General features: G+C 67.3%; 9 protein-coding genes. All 9 read right to left on the bottom strand.

Annotated elements, in window-relative coordinates:
* Positions 1–272: 272 nt before the first annotated feature.
* The 9 genes from murA to atpA all read right to left on the bottom strand — a co-directional run bounded on the left by murA (position 273) and on the right by atpA (position 8880).
* Positions 273–1526 carry a UDP-N-acetylglucosamine 1-carboxyvinyltransferase gene (gene murA / locus ACFYTQ_RS37440; RefSeq protein ID WP_387371169.1) on the bottom strand — a complete coding sequence of 418 codons (1254 nt, stop codon included), beginning with the start codon at positions 1524–1526 and terminating at the stop codon, positions 273–275.
* 10 nt (positions 1527–1536) lie between these two features.
* Entirely contained in the window at positions 1537–2142 is a 606-nt protein-coding gene (locus tag ACFYTQ_RS37435) for a cob(I)yrinic acid a,c-diamide adenosyltransferase (protein WP_387371167.1), read from the bottom strand.
* 18 nt (positions 2143–2160) lie between these two features.
* Entirely contained in the window at positions 2161–2583 is a 423-nt protein-coding gene (locus ACFYTQ_RS37430; protein ID WP_387371165.1) for a DUF2550 domain-containing protein, read from the bottom strand.
* Positions 2584–2796: 213 nt separating this feature from the next.
* The gene (locus ACFYTQ_RS37425; RefSeq protein WP_387371163.1) at positions 2797–3468 is read right to left on the bottom strand and encodes an MspA family porin; all 672 of its coding nucleotides are present in this window, start codon (positions 3466–3468) and stop codon (positions 2797–2799) included.
* A 26-nt stretch (positions 3469–3494) separates the two neighbouring features.
* Positions 3495–4154: an MspA family porin gene (locus ACFYTQ_RS37420; protein ID WP_387371161.1), complete on the bottom strand. Its 660-nt coding sequence runs from the start codon at positions 4152–4154 to the stop codon at positions 3495–3497.
* 214 nt (positions 4155–4368) lie between these two features.
* Positions 4369–4743 (bottom strand): F0F1 ATP synthase subunit epsilon, encoded by a 375-nt coding sequence (locus ACFYTQ_RS37415; RefSeq protein WP_387371159.1) that lies wholly within the window; start codon positions 4741–4743, stop codon positions 4369–4371.
* Positions 4744–4749: 6 nt separating this feature from the next.
* On the bottom strand, positions 4750–6198 hold the full coding sequence (gene atpD, locus ACFYTQ_RS37410; protein WP_387371157.1) for a F0F1 ATP synthase subunit beta: 1449 nt from the start codon (positions 6196–6198) through the stop codon (positions 4750–4752).
* Positions 6199–6222: 24 nt separating this feature from the next.
* Positions 6223–7191, bottom strand: a complete 969-nt coding sequence (locus ACFYTQ_RS37405) for a F0F1 ATP synthase subunit gamma (protein ID WP_387371155.1) — start codon at positions 7189–7191, stop codon at positions 6223–6225.
* A 51-nt stretch (positions 7192–7242) separates the two neighbouring features.
* Entirely contained in the window at positions 7243–8880 is a 1638-nt protein-coding gene (gene atpA / locus ACFYTQ_RS37400) for a F0F1 ATP synthase subunit alpha (RefSeq protein WP_387371153.1), read from the bottom strand.
* Between the last annotated feature and the right edge of the window lie 8 nt (positions 8881–8888).

Raw genomic sequence — 8888 nt, 5'->3', positions numbered from 1 at the left:
CACACTATTGAGTTCTCAAAGAACACACGCACACACAATCTCCCAGGCTCTTCACCCGCTCGATCGTGAGGCAACTTTTCCAGCTTAGCTCAGCCGAGAACGCGGATCCAAATCCGTGATCTTGGTGGAGCCAGTGTGATCGTCAGGCGCTCCCCGTCCAACCTCGTGTCCCGGTCCTCTCGGCTCCGGGTCGGTGTCCGTGTCGCTCTGACCCGGAATAAGTTACGTGCCACCAGATTCGATGTCAAATCGCCTGGTCAGAACGGGTTTTGTCAGGACACCCGGGTGACGTCCGCGCCGAGCGAACGGAGGTTCTCGACGAAGTCGGGATAGCCGCGGTCGATGTGGAAGACGTCGTGCACCTCGGTCACGCCGTCGGCGACCAGTCCGGCGAGCACGAGCCCGGCCCCGGCCCGAATATCCGAGGACCACACCGGCGCGCTCGACAACCGCGGGATGCCGCGGACCACCGCGTGGTGACCGTCGGTCCGGGCGTCGGCGCCGAGGCGAATCATCTCCTCCACGAAGCGGAATCGCGCCTCGAAGATGTTCTCGGTGATCATCGACGTGCCGTCGGCGATGGCCGCGAGCCCGATCGCCATCGGCTGGAGGTCGGTCGGGAAGCCGGGGAACGGCAGCGTCGAGAAGTTCACCGCGCGCGGCCGCTCGGCCTGCACCACGCGAAAACCGTCCGGTTCGAACGAGATTCGCGCCCCGGACGAGCGCAACTTGTCCAGCACGAGGGACAGATGCTTGGGATTCACCCCGGTCACCCGGACGTCGCCCTGGGTCATGGCCGCGGCGATGCCCCAGGTGGCCGCGACGATCCGGTCCCCGATCACCCGATGCGTCGTCGGTTGCAGCTTCTGCACGCCCTCGATGGTGAGCACCGAGGTCCCGGCCCCGCTGATCCGCGCGCCCATCCGGGTGAGCATCGTGCACAGGTCCACGATCTCCGGTTCCCGCGCGGCGTTGTCGATGACCGTCTCCCCCTCGGCGAGCACCGCCGCCATCAGGATGTTCTCGGTCGCGCCGACCGACGGGAAGTCGAGCCGGATGCGCGCGCCCTGCAGCTCGTCGGCGCGGGCGACCAGGCAACCGTGTTCGATTTCGCTGGTCGCGCCGAGCAATCGGAGCCCGGCCTGATGCATGTCCAGCGGGCGAGAGCCGATCGCGTCGCCGCCGGGCAGCGCCACCACCGCGCGTTTGCACCGGGCCATGAGCGGTCCGAGCACGCAGACCGAGGCGCGGAACTGGGTGACCGCGGGAAAGTCCGCGTGGTACTTGGGTTCGGTCGGCGTGGCGATGGTGACCACCGCGCCGTCGACCACCACATCGCAGCCGAGCCCGCGCAGCACCTCGGCCATCAGCGGCACGTCGAGGATGTCGGGGCAGTTGCTGATGGTCGTCGTGCCCTCCGCCAGCAGGGCGGCGGCCATCAATTTGAGGACGCTGTTCTTGGCGCCACCGACCGGGACCTCGCCGACGAGCCGACTGCCACCGGTCACCAGAAACCGTTCACTCACGGGGGTCAGCCTAATGGTCGGTGCGGTCGGTCGCGGCGTCTCCATCATCGGAACCTCCGGGGCGCCACAGCACATCCCCGTCCGGATTCGCCACCCGACCGAGGATGAACAGCAGATCGGAGAGGCGATTCAGATATTTCGCGGGCAGCGCGTTCGTGTCGTCCGGGCGTGCCGCGACGGCGGCCCACGCCGAACGTTCGGCGCGCCGGGCGACCGTCCGGGCGGTGTGCAGCAGCGCGGCCAGCGGAGTGCCGCCGGGCAGGATGAACGAATTCAACGGCGCCAGTGCGGAATTGAACTCGTCGCACCACGCCTCGAGCCGATCGATGTAGGGCTGGGTGATGCGCAGCGGCGGGTATTGCGGCTCGGCGACCACCGGCGTGGACAGGTCGGCGCCCGCGTCGAAGAGGTCGTTCTGAATCCGGCGCAGCACGTCGAGGATGCGCGGTTCGGGGTGTCCGAGGGCGACGGCGACGCCGATCGCGGCATTGGTTTCGTCGCAGTCGGCGTAGGCGATCAGCCGCGGGTCGGTCTTGGACACCCGGGAGAAATCGCTCAGTCCGGTGGTGCCGTCGTCACCCGTCCGGGTGTAGATCCGCGTCAGATGCACACTCATGTAGACAGTATGTCCGCCTCACAGTGTCGGGCGGCGGCGGATTCGATCGGACGGCCGCGATTCGACCCAGGACAGGAAGGCGGTGAGCGCGGCGCGGTCGAGTGCCAGTTCGTAGCTGCCGTCGCCGTCGGAGACCGCGATGACCGCGATCTCGTCGGTCATGATGTCGTATTCGTCACCGACGGGGCCGCGCCGATCCACGACCTCGATCCCCTTGCGGTGGATCGTCGAATCCGCGCCGAGTTTGAGGCTGGTCAGCTTGAAGAAGACCATCCGGTCCTCGTCGTAGCGGATCAAACCGTGCCGCCAACCCTGCCCACCTTTGGCGGGCAGCACCCGCAGGATCGCTGCCGTCCCACCCCGCCGCAACATCACGAACCGGTAGATGGAGGCCAACGCCAGGCCGACGAGCAGCAGCACCAGAATGATCAGAAGCACCATCCCGGTCCGCAATCCAGGTCCGTCCCTTCGCTTTTGCCCCTGTGTCGTCGCGAGTGCCGTGCCATCCCGAACAAGGCCACCGTTGTGGCGAGTCTACAAACCACCCCTACCTCGGGGACGGGCGGCACGCCCCGACCCCGGTCGAGCCTATCCGCCGACCAGGGTCGCGGGCGGGTTCTCCGGCGAAAGTTGCCCTGGCGCAGGCACTTTCAGTCAACCGATGGTGAACGGCGCACCCCAGACTGTGACCATGCTCTCGGTGTTGTCGGTCGCCACATCGGCGGTGACGAACGAGCGGGCCTGGGCGTAACCGCCGCAGCCGTCGACGGCGAAGGTCTCGTCGGTCCACATGACGCTGGCGTGCGGCCCGTGGATCTCGTTGTACTGCTTGTGGGATTCGTTGCCGTAGTCGTCGGGCTTCTCCAGGTCGAGCAGGTACCGGACGACGGCCTGCCCCGGGCCGATGACCAGGGTCTCGGTGTCGCCGAGCGTATTGGCGAAGACCGGTGGGACCCCGGCGGCGAACGTCTCGCTGCCGTTCTCGGTCCCCGCCGAGGTGAGGCCCTCGATCGCCACCTGGCAGCCGACCACGTACCCCGGATAGATCTTGATCCGGGCCGAACCCGCCTTCGGCCCGGCAACATCGACCACCCCGCGACCGGAGGTCCACACATTGCGATGCACCGGGGTGTCGCCCATGGACGGATTGATATTGGCCGATTCCCCGTCGATCGACACTGTCACCTCGGTGCCGTCGCCGAGGGTGCGATTGATGGTCCCGCCCGGCAGCGGAATGAAGGTGTCGGCGTGGGCGCTGCCCGGCGCCCCCAACGCGACACCGGCCAGCACCGCGGCCGCGCCGAACACCTTGCTCCTGCGCAACATTCGATCTCCTTCGCGTCGGGACCGCGTCAGCCGAGGCTGAACGGCTGGCCGTAGAGAGTGACCTTGGCGTAGTCGGCTCCGATGATCTCGACCACCGAGAACTGGCGGGCCTGGGCGTATCCGCCGCAGCCCTGGATCTCCATCGGGAAGTCCTGGTAATTCATGTGGTACTGACCCGAATCGGTCATATCGATGTTGTTGATCTGCACCCACTTCACCTCGCCCGGGGCGAGCGGAAAGGAAATGCCACCGGCGATCGCGGGGCCGGAGGTGGAGACGGCCAACCCGGCCGAACTCGACAATTGGCCCAGCGAAACCTGGCAGCCGACAACATATCCGACCGTCAGCCCCGAAGCCCCGTGCGTCGACGAATCATTGGTGCCCGGATTGTTCTGTGCGCCGTTGTTCGGCCCGACCACACCCGGCGGCGTTTCGACGTCCGCGGTGACGTTCCCCGACACCCACGCCGTGCGTCCGGCCCCGTTGGCGGCCAGCGATGGCGAAATGAGAACGCGCTCACCGGTACTGGTGATCGAAATGCCCGGCCGCTCGATATGCCCGTCGGGCAGCGGGACGAAGGTGTCCGCGCGCGCCGCTCCGGGTGACCACAATCCGATCGCCGAAATCGCCGCGGCCGCACCGACGAGCACGCGCATGCCGAGGCCGACGCCCTTTGGTTTATTCATTCACCCCTCGCTCGTTTGTCGCGAGGCCGCGCACGTCGAGACCCGGGCAGCCACGCTGCGTCAACTCGATGGAGAACGATGGAAACCGAGGGAAATCCTCGTGGACGCAATTACAGCATTACCGCGTGGAATTCCGGCGCCGAAACGCCGTGTGGCGGTCCCGGAGAGTTCCGGGACCGCCACACGCGTGAATCGAATTGTCGCCCTTGGGCGATCAGGCGTCGGCCGCCTCCACGGCACGCACCCGAGCGCGCGCCGCGTTCTGCGCCTCCTCGGAGGCGTTCGGATCGGACAGCACCGACCGCGCGGACTCGACGTCGATATCGGCGGCGAATTCCGCGGTCTCCGCGAGGATCCGGACGGTCTTGGCGGTGACGGAGAAGAATCCGCCGTGCACCGCGGCGACGATGCGCTCGCCGTCGGTGCCGACGATCGTCACCGCGCTGTCCTCGGCCAGCTGGCCGAGCACCGGCTCGTGGCCGGGCAGGATACCGATCTGACCCTCGGTGGTCTGGGCGCTGACGAAAGTCGCCTCGCCCGACCACATCCGGCGTTCGATGGAAACCAGATCGACTGACATTTCCGCCATGGTCGACTACTTCCCGGCGATCTTCTTCGCGGCCTTCTCGACGTCGTCGAGACCACCGCAGGAGTTGAACGCCTGCTCGGGGAAGTGGTCGAACTCGCCCTTGCAGACCCGGTCGAAGTCGTCGATGGTCTGCTCCAGCGGCACGACCGAACCCACCTGACCGGTGAACTTCTCGGCCACGATGAAGTTCTGGCCCAGGAACTTCTCCAGGCGACGGGCGCGGCCGACGAGGACCTTGTCCTCCTCGGAGAGCTCGTCCATGCCGAGGATGGCGATGATGTCCTGAAGTTCCTTGTACTTCTGCAGGATTCGCTTCACCTCGTTGGCCACCGCGAAGTGCCGGTCGCCCACGATCGACGCCTCCAGGATGCGGGAGGTCGAGGTCAGCGGGTCGACGGCGGGGTAGATGCCCTTCTGCGAGATCGGGCGGGAGAGCTCGGTGGTCGCGTCCAGGTGGGCGAAGGTGGTCGCCGGGGCCGGGTCGGTGTAGTCGTCGGCGGGCACGTAGATCGCCTGCATCGAGGTGATCGAGCGGCCGCGGGTCGAGGTGATCCGCTCCTGCAGCTGGCCCATCTCGTCGGCGAGGGTCGGCTGGTAGCCGACGGCCGAGGGCATGCGGCCCAGCAGGGTCGAGACCTCGGAACCGGCCTGGGTGAACCGGAAGATGTTGTCGATGAACAGCAGCACGTCCTGGCCCTGCACATCGCGGAAGTACTCCGCCATGGTCAGCGCCGACAGGGCGACGCGCATACGCGTCCCCGGCGGCTCGTCCATCTGGCCGAAGACGAGCGCGGTGTCCGGCAGCACGCCCATCTCTTCCATTTCCAGGTGCAGGTCGGTGCCCTCACGGGTGCGCTCACCGACGCCCGCGAACACCGAGGTGCCCGAGAACTCCCGCGCGATACGGGTGATCATCTCCTGGATGAGCACGGTCTTGCCGACGCCCGCGCCGCCGAACAGGCCGATCTTGCCGCCCTTCACGTAGGGGGTCAGCAGGTCGATGACCTTGATGCCGGTCTCGAGGATCTCGGTCTTGCCCTCGAGCTGGTCGAAGGCGGGGGGCTCGCGGTGGATGCCCCACTGCTCGCCGTCGCGGCCGGTGCCCGGCGCGTCGAGGCAGTCGCCGAGGGCGTTGAAGACGTGGCCCTTGACGACGTCACCGACGGGCACCGAGATCGGCTTGCCGGTGTCGGTGACGTCGACGCCGCGGACCAGGCCGTCGGTCGGCTGCATCGAGATACAGCGAACGATGTTGTCGCCCAGGTGCTGTGCGACCTCGAGGGTCAGCGTCTTGGCGACCGAGGGCAGGGTGACCTCGGCGTGCAGGGCGTTGTACAGCTCGGGAATGGCGCCGCGGGGGAATTCGACGTCCACGACGGGGCCGATGACCCGGGCGACGCGGCCTGTGCCAGCGCCCGCCCGGCTGGTGTTCTCAGCGGTAACTGCTGCGGTCATTTGTTCTCTTCCTGGGGCTAGGGCTTAGTCGCTCGGAGTCGCTGCCAGCGCGTTCGCGCCGCCGACGATTTCGCTGATTTCCTGCGTGATGTTCGCCTGCCGGATCGAGTTCGCTTGGCGCGTAAGGCCGTTCACCAGCTCGGTGGCGTTGTCGGTGGCGGCCTTCATCGCGGTGCGGCGCGCGGCCGACTCCGAGGCCGCGGCCTCGAGCAGCGACGCGTAGATCCGGGTGTTCACGTACTTCGGCAGCAGTCGGCCGAGCAGCGTGTCGGCGTCGGGCTCGAACTCGTACAGCGGATGGATGTCCGCGGTCGGCGAGTCGGTGACGAAGTCCTCGCCGAGGTCGTAGTTCTCCTCGACGTAGCTCACCTGGATCGGCGCGAGCCGGCGGACCTCGGGCACCTGCGAGAGCATCGACACGAACCGCGTGTAGACGATGTGGATCTCGTCGACGCCCTCGATCGTGCCCTCGCCGTTGGGCGCGGGCACCTCCTTGCCCGAACCCGCCATGAACGCCTCGACCAGGTTCTCGCACGCCGCCGACGCGTCGGTGTAGTGCGGCTGCTGGGAGAACCCCACCCACGAGCCGACCACCCGGCGGTTGCGGAACGTGTAGTAGGTCAGGCCCTTCGCGCCCATCACGTACAGCACCGGCTCCTTGCCCTCGGAGCGCAGTGTCGTCATGAGTTCCTCGGCGCGCCTGAGCACGTTCGAGTTGTAGCCGCCGGCCATGCCGCGGTCGCTGGTGATGACCAGGATCGCGGCGCGGCTCGGGTTCTCCCGCTCGGTGAGCAGGGGGTGGGTGAGGTTGGACGAGGCGCTCGCGAGTTCGCTCAGCACCTTCGTGATCTCCTCCGCGTACGGCTTCGCGGCGGCGACCCGGGCCTGCGCCTTGCTGATTCGCGAGGTCGCGATCAGCTCCTGGGCCTTGGTGATCTTCTTGATCGAACCCACGCTACGAATGCGGGAGCGCAATTCACGCAAGCTTGGCATTGGTCACACTCCCTTCGTTGCTCGATAGCACAGTCGCATTGGCTCGCCGCGTTACTTCTCGACGTGCTTGCGGGTGACCGACAGCGACTCGACCTCTTCGTGGTCGAGCTGATCGGCCTCGGCCTCGTTCACCACACGACTGCCGTCGGAGGCCAGGAAGCCCTTCTTGAAGTTCTCGGTCTCGGCCTTGATCTGCTCGGCGGCCTCGCCCTCGAGCACCTTGCCGCCCTCGATCGACTTGAACGCGTCGGCGGCGGAGCGGTGCAGGTTCTCCAGCAGCTCGCTGTTGAACCGGCGGATGTCGCCGACCGGCACCGAGTCGTAGAAACCGGCGTCGACCAGGTACAGCGAGACGATCTGGTCCTCGACCGAGACCGGGGAGTACTGGTCCTGCTTGAGCAGCTCGACCCAGCGGGCGCCGCGCTCGAGCTGGGCCAGCGAGGCCGCGTCCAGGTCGGAGGCGAAGGCGGAGAACGCCTCCAGCTCACGGAACTGGGCCAGCTCCAGACGCAGCGAGCCGGAGACCTTCTTCATGCCCTTGGTCTGCGCGGCGCCGCCGACGCGGGAGACCGAGGTGCCGACGTTGATCGCCGGGCGGACGCCCTTGTTGAACAGGTCGGACTCGAGGAAGACCTGGCCGTCGGTGATGGAGATGACGTTGGTCGGGATGAACGCCGAGATGTCACCGGCCTTGGTCTCGATGATCGGCAGCCCGGTCATCGAGCCCGCGCCCATCTCGTCGGACAGCTTCGCGCACCTCTCCAGCAGGCGGGAATGCAGGTAGAAGACGTCACCGGGGTACGCCTCGCGGCCCGGCGGGCGACGCAGCAGCAGCGAGATCGCGCGGTACGCCTCGGCCTGCTTGGACAGGTCGTCGAATACGATCAGGACGTGCTTGCCCTGGTACATCCAGTGCTGGCCCAGCGCCGAACCCGTATAGGGGGCAAGCCATTTGAAGCCCGCGGAGTCCGAGGCGGGGGCGGCGACGATGGTGGTGTACTCCATCGCGCCGTGCGACTCGAGGGCCGCCTTCACGCCCGCGATGGTCGAGCCCTTCTGGCCGATCGCGACGTAGATGCAGCGGACCTGCTTGGTCGGGTCGCCGGTCTCCCAGTTGGCCTTCTGGTTGATGATGGCGTCGATGCAGACCGCGGTCTTGCCGGTCTTGCGGTCGCCGATGATCAGCTGACGCTGACCGCGGCCGATGGCGGTCAGGGCGTCGATGGCGGTGATGCCGGTGGCCATCGGCTCACCGACCGGCTGACGCTGCAGCACGGTCGCGGCCTGGAGTTCGAGGACGCGACGCTCGTCGGCCTCGATCTCGCCCAGGCCGTCGATCGGCGCGCCCAGCGGGTCGATGACGCGGCCCAGGAACTTGTCGCCGACCGGGACGGAGAGCACGTCACCGGTCCGGCGGACCTCCTGGCCCTCCTCGATGTTCTCGAACTCACCCAGGATGACCGCGCCGATCGAGGTGTCCTCGAGGTTCAGCGCGACGCCGAGCACGCCGCCCGGGAACTCCAGCAGCTCGTTCGTCATCGCCGACGGCAGGCCACTGACATGGGCGATGCCGTCGCCGGTGTCGGTGACGATGCCGACCTCCTCGATGGAGGTCTCGGGGGTGTAGCTCTGGGTGTAGCTCTCGATAGCGCTACGGATCTCATCGGGGGAGATCGTCAGCTCCGCCATGGTTCTTC

Source organism: Nocardia sp. NPDC004068, from assembly GCF_042874315.1.
Lineage (GTDB): Bacteria > Actinomycetota > Actinomycetes > Mycobacteriales > Mycobacteriaceae > Nocardia.
This window is presented reverse-complemented; position numbering and strand designations above follow the sequence as displayed.